Annotated in this window: 20 protein-coding genes; 10 read left to right on the top strand and 10 right to left on the bottom strand. The window is 71.2% G+C overall.

From position 1 onward, the window contains the following. Window positions 1-149: 149 nt before the first annotated feature. The 4 genes from ACZ5XZ_RS34455 to ACZ5XZ_RS34440 form a co-directional block, all read right to left on the bottom strand. Window positions 150-527 (bottom strand): RNA polymerase-binding protein RbpA, encoded by a 378-nt coding sequence (locus ACZ5XZ_RS34455; RefSeq protein ID WP_026170122.1) that lies wholly within the window; start codon window positions 525-527, stop codon window positions 150-152. Between the two features lie 304 nt (window positions 528-831). Further along, window positions 832-2,202: an MFS transporter gene (locus ACZ5XZ_RS34450; RefSeq protein ID WP_468985466.1), complete on the bottom strand. Its 1,371-nt coding sequence runs from the start codon at window positions 2,200-2,202 to the stop codon at window positions 832-834. Window positions 2,203-2,343: 141 nt separating this feature from the next. Next, window positions 2,344-3,036: a hypothetical protein gene (locus ACZ5XZ_RS34445; RefSeq protein ID WP_468985464.1), complete on the bottom strand. Its 693-nt coding sequence runs from the start codon at window positions 3,034-3,036 to the stop codon at window positions 2,344-2,346. Further along, window positions 3,033-3,713: a TetR/AcrR family transcriptional regulator gene (locus ACZ5XZ_RS34440; protein ID WP_468985461.1), complete on the bottom strand. Its 681-nt coding sequence runs from the start codon at window positions 3,711-3,713 to the stop codon at window positions 3,033-3,035. Before ACZ5XZ_RS34440 ends, ACZ5XZ_RS34445 begins: the two co-directional genes overlap by 4 nt. A 177-nt stretch (window positions 3,714-3,890) precedes the next feature. Here ACZ5XZ_RS34440 and ACZ5XZ_RS34435 point away from each other — a divergent pair, with 177 nt between their 5' ends. From ACZ5XZ_RS34435 to ACZ5XZ_RS34400, 8 genes are all read left to right on the top strand, one after another. Beyond that, the gene (locus ACZ5XZ_RS34435) at window positions 3,891-4,145 is read left to right on the top strand and encodes a ferredoxin (protein WP_468985457.1); all 255 of its coding nucleotides are present in this window, start codon (window positions 3,891-3,893) and stop codon (window positions 4,143-4,145) included. Beyond that, window positions 4,142-5,524, top strand: a complete 1,383-nt coding sequence (locus tag ACZ5XZ_RS34430) for an NAD(P)/FAD-dependent oxidoreductase (protein WP_468985455.1) — start codon at window positions 4,142-4,144, stop codon at window positions 5,522-5,524. Before ACZ5XZ_RS34435 ends, ACZ5XZ_RS34430 begins: the two co-directional genes overlap by 4 nt. Window positions 5,525-5,582: 58 nt before the next feature. Next, window positions 5,583-6,818, top strand: a complete 1,236-nt coding sequence (locus ACZ5XZ_RS34425) for a cytochrome P450 (protein ID WP_468985452.1) — start codon at window positions 5,583-5,585, stop codon at window positions 6,816-6,818. A 98-nt stretch (window positions 6,819-6,916) separates the two neighbouring features. Beyond that, entirely contained in the window at window positions 6,917-8,431 is a 1,515-nt protein-coding gene (locus tag ACZ5XZ_RS34420) for a transferase (protein WP_468985449.1), read from the top strand. A gap of 238 nt (window positions 8,432-8,669) precedes the next feature. Continuing rightward, window positions 8,670-9,356, top strand: coding sequence for a DUF4328 domain-containing protein (locus ACZ5XZ_RS34415; protein WP_468985447.1), 687 nt, complete (start codon window positions 8,670-8,672; stop codon window positions 9,354-9,356). 144 nt (window positions 9,357-9,500) lie between these two features. After that, window positions 9,501-10,439 (top strand): alpha/beta hydrolase, encoded by a 939-nt coding sequence (locus tag ACZ5XZ_RS34410; protein ID WP_468985444.1) that lies wholly within the window; start codon window positions 9,501-9,503, stop codon window positions 10,437-10,439. A gap of 10 nt (window positions 10,440-10,449) precedes the next feature. Next, window positions 10,450-11,169, top strand: coding sequence for a helix-turn-helix transcriptional regulator (locus ACZ5XZ_RS34405; RefSeq protein WP_468985441.1), 720 nt, complete (start codon window positions 10,450-10,452; stop codon window positions 11,167-11,169). Between the two features lie 51 nt (window positions 11,170-11,220). Beyond that, window positions 11,221-11,760 (top strand): 2'-5' RNA ligase family protein, encoded by a 540-nt coding sequence (locus ACZ5XZ_RS34400; RefSeq protein ID WP_468985439.1) that lies wholly within the window; start codon window positions 11,221-11,223, stop codon window positions 11,758-11,760. A gap of 7 nt (window positions 11,761-11,767) precedes the next feature. Here the strand turns inward: ACZ5XZ_RS34400 and ACZ5XZ_RS34395 are convergent, their stop codons facing one another. Next, a complete protein-coding gene (locus tag ACZ5XZ_RS34395) occupies window positions 11,768-13,378 on the bottom strand; it encodes an FAD-binding oxidoreductase (protein WP_468985437.1) in 1,611 nt (536 codons plus the stop codon). Window positions 13,379-13,456: 78 nt separating this feature from the next. Between ACZ5XZ_RS34395 and ACZ5XZ_RS34390 the strand changes: the two genes are divergently transcribed. Both ACZ5XZ_RS34390 and ACZ5XZ_RS34385 read left to right on the top strand, forming a co-directional pair. Continuing rightward, the gene (locus ACZ5XZ_RS34390) at window positions 13,457-14,095 is read left to right on the top strand and encodes a TetR/AcrR family transcriptional regulator (protein WP_468985434.1); all 639 of its coding nucleotides are present in this window, start codon (window positions 13,457-13,459) and stop codon (window positions 14,093-14,095) included. 203 nt (window positions 14,096-14,298) lie between these two features. Continuing rightward, complete coding sequence (locus tag ACZ5XZ_RS34385) at window positions 14,299-14,976, top strand: hypothetical protein (protein ID WP_468985431.1); 678 nt, start codon at window positions 14,299-14,301, stop codon at window positions 14,974-14,976. A gap of 316 nt (window positions 14,977-15,292) precedes the next feature. On the opposite strand, the gene ACZ5XZ_RS34380 is transcribed toward ACZ5XZ_RS34385, so the two are convergent. The 5 genes from ACZ5XZ_RS34380 to ACZ5XZ_RS34360 all read right to left on the bottom strand — a co-directional run bounded on the left by ACZ5XZ_RS34380 (window position 15,293) and on the right by ACZ5XZ_RS34360 (window position 20,635). Next, window positions 15,293-15,808: a hypothetical protein gene (locus ACZ5XZ_RS34380; RefSeq protein WP_468985428.1), complete on the bottom strand. Its 516-nt coding sequence runs from the start codon at window positions 15,806-15,808 to the stop codon at window positions 15,293-15,295. 415 nt (window positions 15,809-16,223) lie between these two features. Further along, window positions 16,224-18,314, bottom strand: a complete 2,091-nt coding sequence (locus ACZ5XZ_RS34375) for a hypothetical protein (RefSeq protein ID WP_468985426.1) — start codon at window positions 18,312-18,314, stop codon at window positions 16,224-16,226. Between the two features lie 7 nt (window positions 18,315-18,321). After that, on the bottom strand, window positions 18,322-18,759 hold the full coding sequence (locus tag ACZ5XZ_RS34370) for a hypothetical protein (RefSeq protein ID WP_468985424.1): 438 nt from the start codon (window positions 18,757-18,759) through the stop codon (window positions 18,322-18,324). Next, complete coding sequence (locus ACZ5XZ_RS34365) at window positions 18,756-20,219, bottom strand: PrsW family glutamic-type intramembrane protease (RefSeq protein ID WP_468985422.1); 1,464 nt, start codon at window positions 20,217-20,219, stop codon at window positions 18,756-18,758. The genes ACZ5XZ_RS34370 and ACZ5XZ_RS34365 overlap by 4 nt, the downstream gene beginning before the upstream one ends. After that, window positions 20,216-20,635: a hypothetical protein gene (locus tag ACZ5XZ_RS34360; RefSeq protein ID WP_468985420.1), complete on the bottom strand. Its 420-nt coding sequence runs from the start codon at window positions 20,633-20,635 to the stop codon at window positions 20,216-20,218. The genes ACZ5XZ_RS34365 and ACZ5XZ_RS34360 overlap by 4 nt, the downstream gene beginning before the upstream one ends. Between the last annotated feature and the right edge of the window lie 43 nt (window positions 20,636-20,678).

Below are 20,678 nucleotides of genomic sequence, written 5' to 3'. Positions count from 1 at the left end.
TTGAACCGGTGCTCCAAGGGAACCCCCCCTCCCCGGGTTGTCCAGGGCCTTTTCGGGGCAGCGTGCCGGGAGACACAGACAAAGGGGCCGGGGCCACTGCGAAGTGCAGTGGCCCCGGCCCTTGTGTACTGCGTGCCGCAGGTATGCCGTCAGGCGGACTTGCGGTTGCTGTCGCGCGGATGCACGGCGATGTTCATGGTGCCGGAGCGCAGGACCGCCAGCCGTTCGGCCAGCACTTCCTCCAGCTCCTCGCGGGTGCGCCGCTCCATGAGCATGTCCCAGTGCGTACGCGCGGGCTTACCCTTCTTCTCCTCAGGGCCATCGCCATCCACCAGAAGCGAGGGTGCACCGCATACCTTGCACTCCCACTCCGGCGGAATCTCGGCCTCAACCGAGAACGGCATCTCGAATCGATGTCCGTTCTGGCATGCGTACTCCACCGCCTGGCGCGGGGCCAGGTCGATGCCGCGGTCGGTCTCGTAGCTGGTCACCACGAGTCGCGTGCCGCGGAGAGCTCGCTCACTCATGAATCGTGCCTCCCGGGCTTGTCGCCCACAGGACAGGTGTCGCTGTCGTCGTCATCCGGTCAACGTCCGGTCGGCGGTGAAGATTCCCGTATCGGGATATGAGCCCACCCGTCGCCCACCACCGCCATTGACGGAGGCGCTGTGCGCCGCTGCCTACCTTCGTGCCGCCCCTTGTTGTACCCACCGGCGCCCGGTTTGTCACATCTGGCAGCAGATGTCACCCAACGCCTTTCATGCTTGAGCGCGCAGTAACGGTCCGCCTGGTGGGCCAAAGGCGTACACTACCGCCCCACACCCTCCGGGACTAAATCCGGTCAGGTATGGGATTCCCGGCGGCCATGATCGCCCGCCTCACCGGCACCTTCGCCAGCAGCACGAAACCGATCACGAAGAATGCCACCAGGGACACGATCGCGTCCCGGTAGCTGCCGGTCAGCTGGTAGGCCACCCCGAACACCAGCGGCCCCAGCCAGCTCACGCCCCGGTCGCTCATCTCGTACGCGGAGAAGTACTCCGCCTCCTTGCCGCGCGGCACCAGATGCGAGAACAGCGAGCGCGACAGCGCCTGGCTGCCGCCCAGGACCAGGCCGATGCCGGCGGCCAGGGCGAAGAACCACAGCGGGGCCTTCGCGGGCAGGAAGTAGCCGACGGCGATCGTCAGGGTCCAGGCCGCCAGTGAGCCCAGTACCGTCCGCTGTGTGCCGTAGCGCCGGGCCAGGCGCCCCATCAGCAGGGCTCCCGCCGCGGCCAGCACCTGCACCAGCAGGATCGCCGTGATCAGCGTCGTCTGGTCCAGCTTCAGCTCCTCGGAGCCGTAGACGGAGGCCTGGGTGATCACCGTCTGCACGCCGTCGTTGTAGACGAGATACGCCAGGAGGAACGCGAGCGTGAGGGGGTGGCGGCGCATATCGCCCAGCGTCTCCCGTAGCTGGCGCCGGCCCCGGCCCAGTGAGGTGCCGCCGGCCGGACCGGGCGTGGCGATGCCCGCCACCGCCCGTCGGTCGCGCAGCCGGCGCAGCGGAATCAGTGCGAACACGCCCCACCACAGCCCCGCGGACGCCAGGCAGATGCGCACCGCTTCGCCTTCGGAGAGGCCGAAGGAGTCGTGGGCGCCGTAGAGCACCAGGTTGGCGACCAGCATCAGCGCGCCGGCCGCGTAGCCGAACGCCCAGCCCCGGGAGGAGACCGCGTCGCGCTCGTCGGGCCGGGCGATCTGCGGCAGGAAGGAGTTGTAGAGCATCGACGACACCACGAAGCCCACGTTCGCCAGGATCAGCAGCGCGCCGCCCAGCAGATAGCGCTCACCGCCCAGGAAGAACATCCCCGTGGTCGCCGCGGCACCGGTGTACGCACAGACGCCCAGCAGCGGCTTCTTCCGCCCGGTCCGGTCGGCCAGCGCCCCGGCCAGTGGCATCGCCAGTACGGACAGCAGCAGCGACGCCGACACCGTGTAGGCGTAGAAGGAGCCGGCCCGCACCGGGATGCCCAGCGGGTGGACGAAGCCGTCCGCGTCCGCCGCGGCCTTGGCCACCGAGGTCAGATAGGGGCCGAGGAACACCGTCAGCACGCTCGTCGAGTAGACGCTGTTCGCCCAGTCGTACCAGTACCAGCCGCGCTGCTCGCGGCGCCGGGCGGCCGCCTCGTCCACGTCCGCCCCGGCTTGTGCGCTCCGCACGCCCACCCCGACCCCCGTCAGTGATCCCCGTCGACGCTTCCCGCCGATGCTGAGGTGAGTCGACGATACGGCGCTCCCTCGGCACCGTCACTTTCCCGTACGCGCCCTGGACCGGCCGCGTTCGACAGCCGTCGTGCGAGTTCAGACGGCCGAGCCGACCGGGCTCGGCTCCCGGGGGGTGTCGGCGGGCCGGGGGACCAGCAGCCTGGGGTGGATCTTGGGTCCCAGGGCGGCCACGCCGATGGCGATGGCGGCGGCGATCAGCAACTGGGCGTCGGCCACATACGGGTCGAGGAGCATCTCCACCAGCACCGCGGCAGCGATGAGGCCCAGCTTGGCGCAGATCAGCCGGGGCGCCGACAGCGTGGGGCGGGTCGCAGGGTGAACGCCGGCGGCCCGGGCTCGCCGTGCGGCGCGGATCTGGAGCGGGACGGTCAGCAGGACCAGCAGCAGCCGGAGGGTGAGCGACCTGGTGTCGACGGGGGTGTGCGGGTCCAGCAGGTGGCCGAAGAGGGCGCCGGCGACGAGGGCCGCGTCGACGATCAGGACCCGGGCGGTGATCAGCCTGGCGAGCGCCGGGCCGGGACGCGCGGACTCGTGGAAGGCGGTGGAGAGCCGGCGGTTGGTCCGCAGCAGCAGGGGCGGGAGCAGCAGCAGGAGGAAGGTGGCGCGCACGGCGTGGGCCCAGGCGGGCTCGTTGCCCTCGCCGATCCACATCAGGGCCAGGACCAGGCCGGCCACGGCGTAGGCCCGGCGGATGTTCCGGGCGGGTCTCGGGTCTCGGGTCGGGTCTCGGGTCGGGTCTCGGGTGGGGTCTCGCCGGTCCGGGTTCATGACGCCGGCTCCTCGGGGGCGGGGTGGTCCCGGCCGCCGCCGGGTGCCGCGCCGATGCCGGTGAACAGCCAGCGCAGGGCCTGGCCGAAGAGCTCTTCGGGGACGCTGTCGGGGTCCACCCGCCGCAGCCGCACCAGGCCCTGGAACAGCGCCGCCACCACCGTGGCCACGGCTTCGGCGTCGACCTCGGAGGGGGCGTCCTGGTCCGCGAGCCAGGTGCCCACCAGGCCCTGGAGCTCCTGGCGCGGTTCGCGCAGCGCGGCCGCCATGGTGTCGAGGACATGGGGGTTGCGCACCGCGTAGAGCCAGAACTCGGCCTGGAGCGGGGCGAAGTCGATGTCCTTGTCGGCGACGTGCACCAGCAGGCGGCCCAGTTCGGCGGCGGCCTCGCCGGTGCCCGCCTCGTGCCGGTCCAGGGTCCGGGCCGCCTCGGCGACGCGGCCCAGGCCGCGTTCGGCCATCAGCTCCAGGAAGAGCGCCTCCTTGCCGTTGAAGTTCGAGTACAGCGCGCCGATGGAGAAGCCCGCGGCCTCGGCGATCTCCTCCACCGAGGCCCCGGTGAAGCCCTTGCGGGCGAAGACCCGGGCCGCCGCGTCCAGCAGCAGGCGCCGGGTGCGGGCCTTGGCCTCCGCGCGGGTCAGTCGCTTCCGTACCGGTTCGTCATGCTCGCTGCTCATGTTGCGGATGCTATTTGGATAGCGATCACTATGTCAATGCTCGGATAGCGTGTACAGTCCGAATAGTGACTGCTATCTGAATAGCAGACGCGATCGGACCCGGTGAGCCGCCTGGAGGCCCCCACTGACGGCCCAAGAGCCACCGGACCCGCTCTGACCTGGGAGGAGAGCGAAGAAATGACCACCGATTCCCCGCCGGACGCACCTCGGCTCGTGGTGGACCTCAACCGCTGCCAGAGCTACGGACAGTGCGTCTACGCCGCGCCGACCGTCTTCCGGTTCCACGGCGAGGAGGCGCTGGAGTACGACTACGCGCCCGACCCGAGCACGCGCGGCGAGGTCGCCCGGGCCGCCGCGGCGTGCCCCGTACAGGCCATCACCCTGGGCAGGGCCACCGAGCCCGCGCCCCTGGCCCCGGAGCGTGCCCGATGAGCGCCCCCGAACGTCTCGTCGTGGTCGGCGCCTCCCTGGCCGGGCTGCGCGCCGCCGAGGCGCTCCGCGACGAGGGCTTCACCGGCGAGCTCACGCTCATCGGCGACGAGCCGCACCCGCCCTACGACCGTCCGCCGCTGTCGAAGGCGGTGCTGTCCGGCCGGCTGACCACCGACCACACCCTGCTGCCCCGGGTGCGCGACATCGCCGCCCAATGGCTGCTCGGCACCCCCGCAACCGGCCTTGACCTGCGCGAACACCGGGTGACGATGGCCGACGGGCGGCAGGTCGGATACGACCGGCTGCTGATCGCCACCGGCACCCGCGCCCGGCCCTGGCCCGAGCGGCAGGGCGGCACCCTGCACGGGGTCCATGTGCTGCGCACCCGTGACGACGCCGACCGGCTGCGCGCGGCGCTGGCCGCGGCGCCGAGCCGGGTGCTGGTAGTCGGCGCCGGCTTCACCGGTGGCGAGGTCGCCTCGTCCTGCCGCGACCTGGGGCTCGACGTGACCGTGACCCAGCGCGGCCAAGCCCCCCTGGCGAGCGCGCTGGGCGGTGTCGTCGGCGCCGCCGCGGCCCGCTGGTACCGCGACGCCGGAGTGGACCTGCGGCTGCACACCACGGTCCACGCCCTGGAGGGCGACGCCCACGGCCGGCTGCGGCGCGCGGTCCTCTCGGACGGCACGGTGGTGACGGCCGAGGTGGCCGTGGTGGCCGCCGGCGCGCTCGCCAACACCGAGTGGCTGGCCGGCTCCGGCCTGGCCGCCGACGCCCGCGGGGTGGTCTGCGACGCGGCCTGCCGGGCGCGGACCGCCGAGGGGACCCCGGTGCCGGATGTCTTCGTCGCCGGTGACGTCGCCCGCTGGCCGCACCCGCGTTACCCCGGGCAGCTGCTGCGCCTGGACCATTGGGACAACGCCGTCGCCCAGGCCCGTACCGCCGCGCACAACATGACCCGCGAGCCGGGTGACCACCGTAGCCACCAGCCCCTGCCGGCGTTCTGGTCCAACCAGTTCCAGGTCAACCTCAAGTGCGTGGGGCTGCCCGCCCACGCCGACCAGGTCGTCCTCACCCAGGGCTCGTTCGACCAACGGCGCTTCGTGGCCGCCTACGGCCGACAGGGCCGCCTGGTCGCCGCCGTCGCGGTGGACAACCCCCGCGTGCTGGACGGCTACGCCGCCCTCATCGAGGCCGGCGCACCCTTCCCCCCGGACCTCAACGCCACCGACGGCCCGGACCGACTCCGTCCCGTCGACGCGGAATTCCCCCGACGCGGCGCGATCCCGCAGCCCACCGCGGTTCCGCAACCCACCGCCCCCGCACCAGGCCGGCCGCCCACCCCGCCGATCCACCCGTCCGTCCTGGCCGGACGCCGGTGAGGCACGAGTGAGACACGCGGGAGACACCCAGCGAGCCACCAGTGAAGGGAGATCCACCATGACCACCACCACCATGACCGCCACCACCCGGCAGCACACGGCCTCGGGCCTGTTCGCCCAGGCCCTCCGCTACGAGAACCGTGCCGACCCCTACCCCTGCTACGCACAGCTCCGCCGGCAGCCGGTGGTGTGCACGGAGGACGGGACCTGGCTGGTCAGCGGCCACCGCGAGATCAGTCTGCTGCTCCGCGACCCCCGCATCAGCGCCGACCGCCGCAACCCGCAACAGCAGCAGATCCGCAAGAGCCTGCTGGTCGAGGACCCGCCCCGGCACGACCAGCTGCGCCGCCTGGTCACCGAGGAGTTCGTCCCGCGCGTCACGGGCCTGCGTGACCACATTGACGCACTCGTCACCGAACTGCTCGACGCACACACCAGCGATCAGCCGGGGGTGCTCGACGTCGTCGGCGACCTGGCCCACCCCCTGCCCGTCACCGTCATCTGCGAACTGCTCGGCGTGCCCCGCGAGGACGAACGCCTCTTCGGCAGCCTGGCCCGCCGCCTCACCCGCGGGCTGGACCCCGTCGACACCCAGACCGAGGACGAACTGCGCGAACTCCAGCGGGCGCGCGGCGAGTTGGTGGAGTACCTCGAAGGGCTCATCGCACGCCACGACGCCACCGACGGCGACGACCTGCTCTCCGGCCTGATGCGCGGCCAGGGACCCGACGGCCCCATGGACCCCGTGGACCTCCGCGTCACGCTCGGCCTGCTCCTCATCGCCGGCCACGAGACCACCGTCAACCTCATCGCCAACGGCGCCCTCGCACTCCTGCGCCACCCCGACGCGCTCGCCCGGCTGCGCACCGACCCCGAGCTCGCCACTCCGCTCGTGGAGGAGGTACTGCGCTACGACCCGCCGGTGCAGATGTCCGGACGCAGCACCCTGGCCGACATCGACATCGCCGGCACCACCATCCCCAAGGGCGCACGCGTCCGACTGCTCCTCGCCGCGGCCCACCGCGACCCCCACCGCTTCCCCGACCCGGACCGGTTCGTACCCGACCGACCCGACAACGCCCACCTCGGCTTCGGGGGCGGCATCCACTACTGCATCGGCGCCACCCTCGCCCGCGCCGAAGCGCAGATCGCCCTGACCGCCCTCGCCCGCCGGCTGCAATCCCCCCGCCTGGTAGCGGACCCCCCGCCGTACCGGGAGAACGCCATCCTGCGCGGCCCGGATCGCCTCCCGGTCTCCTTCGACCGCCTCGTGCCCGACCCGCGCGGCACCTGACCACCCTTCCGGAAACCGGCCACAGCCGGTCGGCCGAGGTGGTAGTACGGGACGCGGTCCGCGCCGGACGCGGTGCTCCGTCGAGGTAGGGGGTGGGGGTGACCTCTCGCTTACGGGCGTTCGCCCGGCTGGTCACGGTGGCCGCGGTCGTCACGGCCTATGTCGCGCTGCACCTGGCGATCACCGCGGGCATGGACCTGCGCGCCCGCGACCGCTTCCGCGACGCCCCGATGCGGGCCGCCGCGTTCACCGTCGCGCTGGACCGCTACGCCCACGGGGACGTGTCCGCGCGCGCGGAGGTCGGCACGGGCGACGCATGGTTCGAGGACCACGCCCCGCCGGGGGAGAGCCGCTCCGCGGTCTCCTCCGCCACCGGCGACGCGCGGGCCGGCCGGGTCTCCCTGGCCCGCGAGCGGGTCGCGGGACTGGCGGCGCGAGTCGAGCAGGAACAGACGGGCCTCGACCGGGACTTCGACTCATCGAGCACGGCAGCGCTGTACTGGGCGGCGTCCGCCGGGGCGCTGCTCGTGCCGGCGCTGTGGCTACGGCGTCGCCGCCGGTCGGGCGTCGCGGAGATCGTCGAGGTGGTCGGCCGGTTCGCCCCGCGTCAGCCGTGGTGGCGACGGCCGGTGTTCCTGACGGCCAACGGCGTCGGATACGGGCTGTTCGCGGCTGGCTTCTTCGCAGTCAACACGGCCCAACGACCGAACTTGGACATGTCGCTGGCGGCGCAAGTGCTCCTCACGCCGTGCGGGCTGGCCGCGTTGGGAGCCGGCGTCCTGATCCTGCGCTACACCCGCCCGCGCTCGGCACGCGGCGCCGCCCAGGCCCTGCTGGCCGACGGCCGCAGGCCCGTGCTCTACCTGCGCAGCTTCGCCGACGACGACGCAGCGGCCCGGGTCGACGACGGGGCGCCGGTCAGCATTCATTCGCGGGAGGAGCAGCTCGCGGGGGCGTTGGGCGCCTTCGGTCCCGTGATCGCGGTGGGCAGACCCGAGGAGCCACTTCCGCGCTTGGGTGCGGCGCGGTGCTATCTGCCGCACGATCACTGGCAGCCCGCGGTCCTCCGACTGATGGGACTGTCCCAACTCATCGTGCTGCGCCTGGGATTGAGCGAGGGGCTGTGGTGGGAGATCGAGCAGGCCCGCGCAACCCAGCCCCCGCGGAAGCTCGTCCTCCTGGCGCTGGACGGGCTGCCAGGCGTGGCCCGTCGCCTGGACGCGCTCCTGCCGGCGCCGACCCGGCTGGAGGACGTGACCGCGGGCGATCCCTCGGCCTCCGCCGTCATCACCTTCGACTCCGCGTGGACGCCTCATGTGCATCTGGTAGGGCCCGCGCACGGCGCCAAGACCCCGCGAAGCATGCTCGTGCGCCAACTGGTTCGCGTCAAAGAAGCCACTCGGGCATGGGCGATCACGTACACGCCCACGCACCACGTGGCCCGCGCCATGAAGGCCGCCCTGGCATCGGTGGGAGTCCGCAAACGGACATTGGCCTGGCGGGCGCACCTCGCCACGCAGACGTCGCTGTGGAAAGGCATGCTGCTGGTCACGTCCCTGAGCCTGCTGGGCTGGCTGGTGTTCCGGGGACTGCAGTTGTTCGGCCTCGGGTAGCGCGCTCCATTGGGGTGCTCGGCCCCACCTCCCCCCCACCGGGGCGTCACGACGGTCACAGTCCAGCCTTCCTGAGAAACGAGCTGAGAAACGACCTGAGAAGGACCTGAGAAGGACCTGAGAAACGACCTGAAAACGGCCTGAGAAAGGGCAGACACATCAGGCTGCGCGCCGTAGCATCCCGACCCCAAAGAGTGTTCAGCACAAAATGCGCGCACACTTCGGGGGAATCATGGACATGGACGGTGCACAGCAGGGCGAGCCGACGAGCGCGAACTCCGCCGGCGCGCAGCCGCACAGGCCGGTGAGCGGCGCGGCGACCGCCGCGACCATACTGATCTCGTTGGAGCTCGTGCGCGAGGTACTGGTGTCGGTGACCAACTGGCGGAGCTACCTCCTCGTCCACGACTACCTCGCCGGGACGGCGACGGACGCGGACCTCCTGTCCGCCGACGCCGATGCCCTTACGGCGCTGGCGTCATGGCCGACGGCCCTGGCGTGGCTCGCGGGCGGCGTGGCGTTCCTCATCTGGCTGCGGCGGGCGCGGATCAACGCCGAGCTGATGAGCGGCGCCGCCGCGCACCGCCGGTCCAGGGCTTGGGTGGTCGGCGCCTGGATCACCCCGGTGGCCAACCTGTGGTACCCGTACCAGATCGTGTCGGACATCTGGAAGGCCAGCGCCCCCCGGCGGCCCGCCCCTCTCGCCCTGATCAATGCCTGGTGGGCGTTGTTCGTGGCCGCCACGCTCGTCAAGCCGATCCAATGGCGCATGGCGTCGCAGGAGGACACCGAGGAGAGCTTTCTGGCCAATGCGAACCTGTCCACCTTGCTCACGGCGCTCTACCTGGTGGCCGGCGTGCTGATCATCCTCATCCTCAGGCGCATCACCACATGGCAGACCGACGTGCTCGCCCCGAGCGCGTAGCCCCCTGGAGCGGTCCACGCGTCGGGGAGAGTTCACGCGGCCGGGCAGGCTCTGCCGCACTGCCGAGCGTGCGCACCTGAGTGACGCAGCTCACTGGGAAACGGTGACAGGGTGTTGTCGCGGACGGCTGCGAGCGTCGACGTCATGACGATCACAGACGAGGACTGCCTCGCCGAGACCCTGGCATTCAACGAGCAGTTCGAGGCCACTGCCGCGAGCCGCCCCCTCCGCGGGCGGGCGCCGGACGCCACCGTGCTGGCGCTTCTGCGGCGCAACCGGCTCGGTGGCGACACGCCACCGGTGAGACTGCCGCAGGGCCAGGACCGCGTCGTTGCGGGTGGGGTGAGAGTCCGGGCGTTCGTGCCGGACCACGTCGACGGCGTATATCTGCACATACACGGGGGTGGCTGGGCGTTCGGCTCCGCGGGCGGGCAGGACGAGAAGCTGTGGCGGCTTGCGGTGCGGGCGCGGCTGGCCGTGGTGAGCGTGGAGTACCGCCTGGCACCGGAGCACCCCTTCCCCGCCGGGCCCGACGACTGCGAGGCCGCCGCCCGGTGGCTGGTGGCCAACGCCGCAGCCGAGTTCGGCACCCAACGGCTGCTGATCGGCGGCGAATCAGCCGGCGCCCACCTGAGTGTCGTGACGCTCCTGCGCCTTCGGGACCGGCACGGCATCACCGGCGCTTTCCGGGCGGCCCACCTGCTCTTCGGCCTGTACGACCTGTCGATGACACCGAGCCAGCGGTCGTTCGGCGCCAGACGGCTGCTGAGCAACACCGACTCCCTGCGGGGCAGCTATGAGCTGTTCACACCGGGGATGGGGGCGGAGCAGCGCCGCGACCCGGAGGTCTCGCCGCTCTTCGCCGACCTGGCCGGCTTGCCGCCCGCCCGTATCGTCGTCGGTACCGAGGATCCGCTGCTGGACGACTCGCTGTTTCTGGCCCAACGGTGGCAGGCGGCGGGCGCGCCCGTGCAACTCGGCGTCGTCGCCGGGGCGATGCACGGCTTCACCCTGTTCCCGCTGACCGTCACCGAGCGGGAACTGGGGCGGGAGCGGGAGTTCCTGGCCACCGCGGGGCGGTAGCGTCGGCCTGATGAACCGCACTTCTCGGCTCTATGCGCTGGTCGAAGAGCTGCGCGCGTTGGCGCCGCGGCCGCTCACGGTCGCGGCGCTCGCCGCGCGATTCGAGATCAGTACGCGCACGGTGCAGCGCGACCTTCAGGCGCTGATGGAGTCCGGTGTCCCGGTGCGCACCACACCCGGGCGAGGCGGGGGCTGGACGATCGACCCGGCGATGACTCTGCCCCCGATCCACTTCACGGCCGATGAGGCCTCGGCGCTGGTCTCCGCCCTGGCCGCGGCCGACACCTCCGCCCCCTACGCCGGTGCGGCCCGCACCGCGTACCAGAAGATCGCTGCATCGATGACCGGTCCCGCCGCGACGGCGGCCCGCGAACTCACCGCACGGATCGTCGCGCTGCCGGCGCGGACCGACGCCGTGGTCCGCGCCGCAGTCGAACGAGCCCTCACCGACAACGTGGCGCTGCGGCTGTCCTACGTCGACGCGGCAGGACGCGAAAGCGACCGCGAAGTGGAACCGGCCGGACTGCTCACCGCCGACGGCCGGTGGTACCTCATCGCCTGGTGCCGCACCCGGCGGGCCGGCCGGGGCTTCCGACTGGACCGGATCACCGCAGCCGCCCCAACCGGCGAGCAGGCACACCCCCATGACCTGACCGAACTGCTCCACGGCTCGTCCGCCGCCGGCGCGGTGCGGCCTACCGCGCTGGCTTCGCTCAGACCCTCGCCATGAGGAGCCGGACATGAGGATCCGAGGGCCGGCTCCATGGCAGCATGCCGTGTCATGGCAGACGACAGCACCAGCCGGTTTCAGGCAGGCCAGACGGGACTCATCGTCAGGGTCCCGGACGCGGAGCCGGCCGTCCGCGTATGGCGTGAACGGTTCGATCCATCAGCCCGAGCCGGAGTACGGGCACATATCACGGTGCTTTTCCCGTTCCTCGACGAGAGCCGAATACATACGCGTGTCTGCTCGGCCCTCACTGACGTGCTCGGCGGTCATCACGCCTTCGACTTGCGGTTTGAGAGCTGTGGGCGGTTTCCGGGGGTGCTGTACCTCGTCCCTGAGCCGGACACGCAATTGCGGCGGCTCACCGAGGTGATCGCTGACCGGTGGCCCGAAGCCCCTCCCTATCGCGGCCAGTTCACCGAGATCGTGCCTCACCTGACCGTCGCCGACGGTCAGGACGATGCGCTGATGGATGAGATCGAGGCCGACCTGCTCGGCAAACTCCCCTTCACGTCCCGGGTTTCGTCCGTCGACCTCATGGTGTACGACGGCGCGAAGTGGCAAGAGCGGGCGTCGTTCGCCCTCCTTGAATGAGATCTCGTCAGTCGACCAGAACGCCCGGGTTGAGGATGCGACGGGGGTCCAGGGCGTCCTTGGCGGCGCGCAGCGCCAGTGCGAAGGGCTCCGGGCGCTGGAGGTCGTAGGCGGGGCGGTGGTCGCGGCCGACGGCGTGGTGGTGGGTGATGGTGGCGCGGTGGCGGTGCAGGACGTCACTCGCGGCGGCTTTGATGTCGTCCCAGACCTCGACCTCGTCGCCGGGGCGGCCGGCGACGGCCACGGTGAAGTAGGGGGCGGCGCCGTCGGGGTAGACGTGGGTCAGACGGCAGTTGATGGTGGCCGGGTGCCCGGTGGCCTTCAGGGCGGCGGCGCCGACCTCGGTGCGTACCGCGTCGATCAGGGCGGGAATCGTGTCCCAGGTGGCGGCGGTCTCGAAGGTCTCGACGACGGCGCCCATGCGGGCCAGGCCGTCGCGTAGGTAGGGCATGCGCAGGAACGTCGAGCGCCAGGCGCTCACGGCTGCGTCTGCGGGGGCGTCGCGGTCCGCCGTCGGCGCCCCGCCGCGGCCGCCGTGGGCGCGGGCCAGGTCCAGGGCGCTCGTGAGGCGGTCGTCGACGCGGGTGGTGGCGGATTCGAAGCCCAGGACCAGTACGGCGGAGCCATCGTGCGAGGCGCCGGACAGCAGCGCCTCGCCGGAGTCGAGCAGGCGGCAGTTGGCCGGGGCGAGGTCGGACTGGGCGAGGGCTCGCACCGCGTCCAGCGCCTGGTGGAAGTCGGTGAAGGCCACGGACGTCGAGGCCTTGTAACGCGGGCGTTCCTGCAGGCGCATCCACGCCTCGGTGATGACGCCGAGCGCGCCCTCGGAGCCGAGGAACAGGCGGTCGGGCGACGGGCCGGCGCCGGATGCGGGCAGGCGCCAGGACGTGCCGGCCCCGGCGGGCGTGACCACGGTCAGGGACTGCACGAACTCGTCGATGTGGGTGCGGCCGGTGGCGTAGTGGCCTCCGGCCCGGGTGGCCAGCCAGCCGCCGAGGGTGGAGAACTCGAAGCTCTGCGGGAAGTGGCGCAGGGTCAGGCCGTGGGGCCGCAACTGCTCTTCCAGTACGGGACCGAGCGCGCCGGCCTGGATGCGGGCCGAGCGGCCGGCCGTGTCGATCTCCAGGACCCGGTCCATCGAGGTCAGGTCGAGCGACAGCACGGCGCGGTGGGCGTCGCCGCGGTACTCCACGCCGCCGACCACCGAGGAACCGCCGCCGAAGGGGATGACGGCCACGCCGTGCCCGCCGGCCCAGTCCAGCAGGTCGGCCACCTCCTGCTCGCCGGTCGGTCGGGCGACCAGGTCGGGGATCCGGCCGGGCCGGCCGCGCAGGGCCCGGATGACGTCACGGTAGGCCTTGCCCATGGCGTGGGCGGCGCGCGCTTCGGGATCGGCGGTGACCAGATGCGCCAGTGCGGGCGGGGGCGTTACGCCGGGGCGGGCGACGGGCAGGTCGGCGACCCGGGGTATCGGCAGCGGGCGGGCCAGGGTGCCCGGCAGCAGGGCGCCCATGGCGGTGCACTCGGCGTCGTCGGGGTGGGCGTCGGCGTAGCCCCAGCCCCACCAGGAGCGGGTGCGGGAGGGGGAGGTGCCGGGGTGGGACGGGGTGGCAGGCATGAAGTGTGCTCCCAGCGAAGTCCAGTCCGGGCAGGCAATTTACCCAACGGAAAATTACCCTAAGGTAATATCTGGCTCATGACAACGCTTCCCTCCAGGGCCGGCACCAAGGGCGTGCCCAGGGCCGCGCGCGAACGACAGGTCCTGGCCGCGGCCACCGAGGAGTTCGGCCGGCACGGCTACGAGGCCACCACCGTGGCCACCATCGCCGCCCGCGTGGGCGTCACCAAGCCACTGCTGCACCACTACTTCGGCAGCAAGCAGGACCTCTACCTCGCCTGCCTGAACCCCGTCGGCGACCGGCTGCTGGACGCCGTCCGCGCCGCGATGGCCGAACACGGCTCCGACGCACCGCCCACCGCCCTGCGCGTGCTGCACGCTCTGTTCACCGCCCTGGACGGGCAGCGCGAGGCCTGGTTCGTCCTCTACGACGCCACACTGCCGCCCGACAGCGACGCCGCCCGACGCGCGGCGTACTACCGCGGCGCCATCGACGACCTCGCCGCGCTCGGCACCGCCGACCTGCTGCACACCGCCGGATCCAGCGACCCGCTCGACGCCGACGCCCTCAAATACGCCTGGCGCGGCCTGTGCACCGCCCTGGTCCGCTGGTGGGTCAACCACCCCGACCAGTCACCCGAAGCCATGGCGCAACGCTGCGCACGACTCTTCGCGGCCGGCCGCACCCTCCTCGCCACCGACGACGACGGCGCGTGAGCGGGGCCGAGGCCCTACGCCCCTGCTGGCGCAGCCCCTTGCTCGGCCAAGCCGACAGCACCGAATCGACCAAGCTTGTGGGCTCTGAAACGAAGCCGTCATCCTTCGGCCATACGAGCACAGCCCAACTGAGTACCCGTACTCACTTCCTGCCGGGTACCCGTGCCCATCCGCCGGCTGCCCCGCTGACGTACCGTCCCGGTATGCCCGACGAGGCCGCACCGGCCCACACCACCACCGCCCCGACCGAGTCCCCGGCCCCCTCTTCCGCTCGCGGAACCCTCGGATGGGGCTGTGCCGCGCTCGTCGTTGTCGCACTTGTTCTGGTCGTCCCGCTCGCATGGGGGCCGACGGACATTCCCCGCGTCGCGCCCGAGGAGATGGCGAACCGCGCCTTCCAGCATTCCCAGGAGGCGTACGACGTCATGAGGTTCAAGCGCACCGTAGAACCAGGAGCCGAGAAGATCGGCGTCAGCACGGAGAACACGTTCAGCTCCAGCCATTGCTACGACGGGGGCCTGCTGGGACTGGACGACAAGACCATCGACGGCGCCTACCGGATGAGCCACAGCTGGGCGCTGGACCACGTGCCCGCGAGCCGAGCCGTCCCCAACCTCCGACGACTGCACCAGCACCTCAAGGACGACGACTGGGAGGTCACGTCCTACAGTGAAGGCGGTAAGGGCCAGGCATGGGACCTGTTCGTCCAGCGGGACGACGGGGACGAGCGGATGTCCTTCACCTGGTACCCGGACCGGGACTACTTCACCGGCAGCGCCACCGGGCCCTGCGCCTCCGACCCCGCGTGGAAGAACGGCGACGCCGGCCTGCCCGGGGACCTCCAGAGGCCGCCCGTCCTCCGACCTACACAGGGGGACTAGAGCGTGTCCGATGGGTTGAGCCAAAGGCCCCTGCTGAACATGCCTTAGAGGAGTTGGGGCAGCCCGAGATTGTTGACCAGGGGTCCTTCGAGGGCGATGCCCTCGGTGATGAGGGACTCCGCGGCAGGCAGAACAGGTAGCAACCTCCTCAAGCACATGATCGGGCCGCTCCAGCACTGCCATCACCACGGCCACCGCTTCGATGCTGCAGATCGTCGACGCGTAGGGACTGTGCGACCACGCGGACTTGGGTGGCGGGCTGGTCCGACCAACGTGGGTGGGGTCGCTGTTCGCCGTTTCTTCGCCAGGAGCGACCCTAAACTCGACCTGGATTTTCCTGGTGACCGGGATGCGCGGTAGGCCAAACCGGATCATCCGGCGCCGGACGCCCCGACAGACGCGGGAGGGAATCCCCTGCCAGGGATAACCGACGACGCGCGGTGATGATGAGATCGGACCGAGCCGCGGTCACCCCGGCCTGAAGGTCCAGCCAGCTTTCGTCGGGAGTCAGACCCCGCCGGATCTTTATATGCATACGCCACAACTGCTCGTCGAGGGCGTGCGCGGCCTCCGCGATATCACGGTCGGCAACGACGTTGACCAGGCTGATCGCCTCGTTCCAGGGGTTCCAGTCAACCGTGGTGGAGACGACCATCCCCTGCGGAGCGGACGCAGGACGACTTGCCTCCATCATGCTCAGCCCCGTCAATGCAGCGGACGACTCCTGAAGCACACGCAAACACGCCGCGACCTGCTGATCGCGATTCCAACTACGATCCTGCGCCCGCCTGCTGACCACACTGCCGGCGAAAACGCCGACGAGCGTGGTCAAGACCGCCCCCACAGAGGGGACCAGCACACTCCATATGTCCGTCACCAACCCAGTGTGTGGGAGTGGCAATGGATCTCTCATCGGTATACGGGGCGTACAGCCCAGATATGCGCCAAAGGGCGATGCGTGCCGTCGCCGATTCGACGCACCCTGACCGGTGCGCCGCCCGGGCCGCAGTGTCGGGTTCGCCAAGTGTTGCGGGCCGCCGACGTAGACGCCCCGCCGGATCGGCGTCGGCGTCGTCCCTGCCGAGCGCATCGCGCAGCACTGCATCGTAGCGAGCACCCTCCCAGCACCCTCCCCGCAGCGTCGGCTTGGCGCTGCTCCGGGGTTCCTCCGCCCGGTAGTCGCGAGCCGCGCGATCGCACCGTCGCGGGAGCCTCGCCGGGCGGTCGGCCGTGGGATCCGGCCGGGTTTACGCGGTGGGGCGGTTGGTGCGGCGCGGGCGGTTGCGGAAGCCGAAGAGGATGGCTCCCAGGGCGAGCAGGATCACCACGAGAAGGGAGCCGTTTCCGCCGGTCAGGCGGGTGGTTTGGTCCTTGAGGTCGTCCCAGAAGCCGCGTTCCGGCGCCTGGACGGAACCGCCCAGCCAGATCGAGCCGTCGGCCGCGGTCACCCGGCGGTCGGTGGAGGACTGTGCGGACTGGGCGAGTTGTGGGTACCGCTTGCGCATCTCCGGTGCGGAGACGCCGGTCAGCCGGACGTTCGTGAGGTCCGCGCCGCCGTACACGTAGCGGGTGATGCGCTTGTACCGCCCGTCGGTGGTCTCCCGCTTGATGTCGAACTCCTTGTTGCGGTAGGAGCGGACGTAGTCGTCGAAGACCTTCCTGGGACGCCAGTCGCCGGTCATCTTGGCCGTGCCCAGGTCCTTGGAGCCGATCAGCGTGTCGAACGAGGTCCGGTGCCCCTGTCGGTGCCGCTCGCGCACCCACTGCGCGATGATCCGCGCCATGAACGCGCTGCGCAGCGGCGCGTACTCCGGGTCGGTGTTGACCGCCTGCACGACCTTGGGCAGGACGAGGGTGCGTTCCAGGTTCTCGTTGTGGGCGTTGGTGGCCGGATCGGCGTTGCACGGCTTCGCATAGGGGTCGTCGATGTGGTCCGACTGCGTCTTCACGTCGAGCTGTGCTTTGAGGATGTAGAGCGCATCACCGTCCTGGCGCACCTCGACCTTTCCGGGCACGATCCACATCCGGGAGGAGAAACAGAGGGAGCCGTCCGCGGAGCTTTTGAGTTGCCGCCAGTACTGTTTTCCCGTCGCCGAGTCGGGGTGCAGGATCTTCGCCGATGTGCGCTTCATCTGGAGATCGGCCTCCAGCATGGCGCGTCCGGCGTTGGTCTGTCCGAGCGCGGAGTCGACGATGCGGTCCGGTTCGGTGGGATTGAGATTGACCCAGAACTTCCGCGGATCGAGCACCAGCCAGGTCCGCAGGTCGGATCCCAGGTTCTTCACCATCCGCATTCCGAGTGCGGTGTTCTGCTGATATCCCTTGGGCAGGGGCTGCGAAGAGTACGCGTACTGCACCCCGCTCGTCGTGTCGGAGAGGTAGCGCATCTCCAACGTCGAGAAGTCCACGCCTCCGTAGGCGTCGGCATCGGAGGGGGAGGACAGTAGTTGCTGGAGGGCGCCCGATCGTGCGCCCTCGTCCTCGTCGTCACAGGGGCCGGCGGCGAGGGGCGCGGCCATCGCCATGACGGGACGTCCACGGCCGCGCCCCATCGAGGTGCAGGAGGTTCCCGGGGCGGACGAGACCGGTAGCGCCGCGGCGGCCTGTTGCTCCTGCTTCTTCTTCTCCCGCCGGAGGATGGAGACGCCCTTGCTCGTGATGGCGCCCACCCGGTTCGCCGACTCCGACTTCTCCTGCCGGGTGGCGTACGGCGTTCCGGACACGAAGTTCTTCTCGGGTATGGCGCTGGTGAGCCGCAGGCAGGCCGCACACCGGCCCCGGTCCGAGAAACCGGCGATCGCCCTCTTCAGCAGCCTGTTGATCGCGGCGTTCCGCAGGCCGAGGCGGGAGAGGACGGTGGAGAGGATCTTGTCGTAGATGACGGCTTCGGAATGGTCCTTGCGCGGGTCGTTGACCGCGGCGAACTCCAACAGCGGGCCATCGCCCGGAATCCCTATCCGGTCGAAGAGCGCCTCGTTCCCCTCGCGCCTGAGCAGCTTGCCGTACCCGAGGTAGTAGTCGGCGTGCGAGGGGTTCTCACCGAAGTGCCGTGTGATCGACGCCAGGTGCGTGGCCTGGAAATCGGTCAGGTCGAACCAGATGACGGCGAGATTGCGGTTGCCGTCGGTCATCCTCAGGGTTCGGTGGGCTTCGAGGCCGGCCCGGCCGATCGGGTCGTCCAGGAGTTCGCGGGCGATGTCCGCGAACTCGCCCCCCACCTCGGGCGTCGGCGACTGGGCGGCGCCCGGCGTGTCGGACGCCACCGCCGAGGGGGCCGGCTGGCCGGCGAGCAGGATGCCGACGGCCAGCAGGGCGGCGCCCCACCGGCCCCCTCGCACGGCGCGGCTAGAGCGATCGGTCCGCACCGTGCCCCCCCGCTTCCTGCTCGGTGCGGCGCGGGGATCCGGCGACCGGCTCCGTCGAGCCGTCCGGCCGGCGGCCCACCGCGACGCCCGCGGCGTCCAGGTAGCCGATCAGGGCCCGGCTCGGGCCGGTGCTGCCGTTCTCCGAGGGCGTGCCGAAGCCCTTCTCGGCCTTCCGATGGGCGCACCAGCTCGCCGCGACGAGGGCGCCGGGGACCAGAGCGGCGACCGCGCCGGCGCCGCCGAGCGAGGCGCCCGTCGAGCACGTCTTGGGGTGGCTTAGGTCGCGGATGTCGAACGACGGCTTGTAGCCGATCCCGACCGTGCAGGCCGAGGCCTGCTGCGGGGTCAGGAGCAGGACCGTTCCGGCCAGGGCGGTGGCGCTGACGGCCGTCCGCCAGGCAGTTCTGAGACCGTTCATGGGGTTACCTCCGGGGGCACGCCCTTGAGCCGCGCGATCCGTGCGCGCAACTCGTCGGCGTGAGCGGTGTCTGTGGGATCGTTGTGCACGTGGTGGCCGGCCAGGTCCAACTGGACGGAGTGCAGGCGGTGCAGCGCGCGGGCCGCTCGCCAGCCGCGCCAGCGCCAGGCGCCCACCACCGCCCAGAGCCGCAGCGCGGGCGAGGTCAGGACCGGAACCTCCGCCTGGGTGATGGCCGGGCCGGCTGCGACCTCCTCCGCCACGGCCGCCCGCAGTGCGGGTGCGCGCGCCCGTAGACCACGGACCAGCAGTGCGAGGGCCAGGGCGATCAGGGGCAGTTGGGGGAGCAGCCACAGGAACGGGGAGACCACCAGGACGTCGAGCGCGCTGCCGACCTCGACGTGGTCGCGGACGAGCCCGGACAGCCACCCCGACAGGAGCTCGGAGGCCGTGGCCCCGCCGATCGCCCCGACCACGGCGGCCGTCGCGATGAGCCCGCGCCGCCGTGCCCGGGCTGCGACGCCGAGCCCGGCCCCCAGCAGCGCGCCGTAGGCCACCGGCCCGCCGAGCAGGCCGATCGACTGCCGGATCCAGTACTCGAAGCCGCCGGTCGACCCGAGCATGCCGCCCAGCGAGCCGTAGATCTTCATGTACAGGGCGCTCTCCACGAAGTTGAAGCCGAGCCCGACGGCGGCGCCGAGGACCAGGCCGCTCACGGCATCGGTGACACGGTGGCGGAACAACAGGAAGAGCAAGGTGACGCCGCCCGCGACGGCGAGTACGTCCACGATGCTGAGGTGCACGATCAGCAGGTCGATGGTGCGGAACTGGTTCTCCATGAGACGGCCGATGTCGGTGGGGGAGGACTTTCCCAGGTAGCCGAAGAGGGTGCCGAACGCGAGCCCGCTGTAGGCGCGGCCCAGTCCGAACACGATCAACGCGCCCCAGGCGAACGCGGCCAGCAGTGCGGCCAGCGGGACCCGGGCGAACCGCACCCCGCCGCGCAGCAGGAGCAGGACGAGGGCCGTACTGGGCACACAGGCGAGCACCAGCGGGAAGTACTCGACGACCACCACCACCGACAACAGACCGAACGGCAACAGCAGGCACCCCAGCGTCAGCCAGGTCAGCGCCACCGAGCGCCGTTCGGATCGGCGTAGGACGGCCGCCGCGATCTGGACGACCACCCCCGCCACGATGCCCGCCAGCGTGCACCAGAAGACGGCGCGCGGCATGGACAGCAGCCGGTCGAGCGAGCCCGCGAAGCCGGGCATCTTGCCGAGGCCCGGGGGCAGTTCGTAGAAGATCGACAAGGCCGGTTCGTCGGGCAGCACCCGCGGGCGGGTCATGTTCAACAGCAACTCGACGAGATACAGGACGATCGCGATCCGAGCGATCATCAACGCCCGGGTGTGCGCCAGTCGGTCGTCCCGCAGCGGCAAGGAAACGAGGCCCTTCACGAGCCGCCTCCCGTCAGATCGGTCGGCAGGGGAGGCAGGCTCGGTAGGTTCGTGGGCAGGTCGGTGGGCAGGCCCGTGGGGAAGCCCGTGGGAAAGTCCGTGGGCATCGAGCCGGGACCCGACGGCCTTGACGTCGGCATCGGGGGCAGACTCGGCAGGCCCGTGGGCAGGTCCGTGGGGAACCCCGTCGGCATCGAGCCGGGATCCGTCGGCAACGAGGGCATCTTCGGCAGCCGTGGGACGCTCATCGTGGGAGCACTCGTGAGGCCGACGACCAGGGACGCCGTCAGCAGCACCGCACCGACCAGCCCGCCCGCCAGGACCAGCCGGACCAGTACCCGGCCGGGACCCCCCTCCCCGCCTTCGGTGTCGCTCACCGCCGACTCCGGCGGTGACGCGCCGGACGTGTCCGCCATACCCATTTCCCGCACTCCCCCTGACTGGCCATCACTCATCGGA

It is taken from the genome of Streptomyces sp. NPDC033270 (genome assembly GCF_055576575.1).
Note: the sequence above shows the minus strand (reverse complement) of the source record. Positions and strands in the feature narration are given on the sequence as shown.

Bases quoted from the DNA above. Each gene is read 5' to 3' on its own strand.
- ACZ5XZ_RS34425 (WP_468985452.1), top strand. From the start codon at position 5,583: ATGACCACCACCACCATGACCGCCACCACCCGGCAGCACACGGCCTCG.
- ACZ5XZ_RS34455 (WP_026170122.1), bottom strand. From the start codon at position 527: ATGAGTGAGCGAGCTCTCCGCGGCACGCGACTCGTGGTGACCAGCTAC.
- ACZ5XZ_RS34360 (WP_468985420.1), bottom strand. From the start codon at position 20,635: ATGGCGGACACGTCCGGCGCGTCACCGCCGGAGTCGGCGGTGAGCGAC.
- ACZ5XZ_RS34370 (WP_468985424.1), bottom strand. From the start codon at position 18,759: ATGAACGGTCTCAGAACTGCCTGGCGGACGGCCGTCAGCGCCACCGCC.
- ACZ5XZ_RS34400 (WP_468985439.1), top strand. From the start codon at position 11,221: ATGGCAGACGACAGCACCAGCCGGTTTCAGGCAGGCCAGACGGGACTC.
- ACZ5XZ_RS34405 (WP_468985441.1), top strand. From the start codon at position 10,450: ATGAACCGCACTTCTCGGCTCTATGCGCTGGTCGAAGAGCTGCGCGCG.
- ACZ5XZ_RS34440 (WP_468985461.1), bottom strand. From the start codon at position 3,713: ATGAGCAGCGAGCATGACGAACCGGTACGGAAGCGACTGACCCGCGCG.
- ACZ5XZ_RS34390 (WP_468985434.1), top strand. From the start codon at position 13,457: ATGACAACGCTTCCCTCCAGGGCCGGCACCAAGGGCGTGCCCAGGGCC.
- ACZ5XZ_RS34430 (WP_468985455.1), top strand. From the start codon at position 4,142: ATGAGCGCCCCCGAACGTCTCGTCGTGGTCGGCGCCTCCCTGGCCGGG.
- ACZ5XZ_RS34395 (WP_468985437.1), bottom strand. From the start codon at position 13,378: ATGCCTGCCACCCCGTCCCACCCCGGCACCTCCCCCTCCCGCACCCGC.
- ACZ5XZ_RS34445 (WP_468985464.1), bottom strand. From the start codon at position 3,036: ATGAACCCGGACCGGCGAGACCCCACCCGAGACCCGACCCGAGACCCG.
- ACZ5XZ_RS34385 (WP_468985431.1), top strand. From the start codon at position 14,299: ATGCCCGACGAGGCCGCACCGGCCCACACCACCACCGCCCCGACCGAG.
- ACZ5XZ_RS34415 (WP_468985447.1), top strand. From the start codon at position 8,670: ATGGACGGTGCACAGCAGGGCGAGCCGACGAGCGCGAACTCCGCCGGC.
- ACZ5XZ_RS34435 (WP_468985457.1), top strand. From the start codon at position 3,891: ATGACCACCGATTCCCCGCCGGACGCACCTCGGCTCGTGGTGGACCTC.
- ACZ5XZ_RS34410 (WP_468985444.1), top strand. From the start codon at position 9,501: ATGACGATCACAGACGAGGACTGCCTCGCCGAGACCCTGGCATTCAAC.